Genomic DNA, 553 nt, shown 5'->3' on the forward strand with positions numbered 1-553 from the left:
CAAAATGCTGCCAAAAACCGGCGTGCGGGTCATGGCCCAGGTGCTGCGSACTCAGCCGGAACACGGCAAGTTCGATATCGAGAAAATGTATTTGCAGGTGGTCAACAACGCCTGCAGCTTTRTCTATATCGAGAATCAGTATTTCCGCTTTCCGCCATTGGCCGAGCAAATCAAGGCGGCCGCCGCAAAGCAGATAGCCTGGGGCCGCGACCCGGGCGAGCATGGCCYCATCCACCTGTTTGTCGTCACCAATGCGAGCGACGAGGGCATCGGCCCCGGCACGGTCAACACCTACCGGATGCTGGAGGCCCTGGGCCGCGCCGACACCATCCCCGGTGTGGCGAAACTCGAACGGCAGGACAAGCGGCGCGAGGCCTTGCAAAAGGAATATGACGAGGCGGTCGCGGCGGAGAAGCAAGCCCGTGGAGCCATRCAGGGCGCCGAGGGAATGCGCCCGTATGTGGACGCAGCGATCACCGTGAAGAAGCTGGCGGAAGCCGTCGAGAACCTGAGGCAGGCGCGAGAAAAGCAGGCGGAACTGGTCGACCAGATG

The 553-nt window shown here is 61.9% G+C and carries 1 protein-coding gene; it reads left to right on the forward strand.

Annotated features, from left to right (window positions below; genetic code table 11):
- Positions 1–553: hypothetical protein (locus tag AC1DDH_RS20465; RefSeq protein ID WP_476956209.1), on the forward strand; the 553-nt coding region annotated here is incomplete at both ends.

It is taken from the genome of Arthrobacter sp. 10T425 (genome assembly GCF_056393985.1).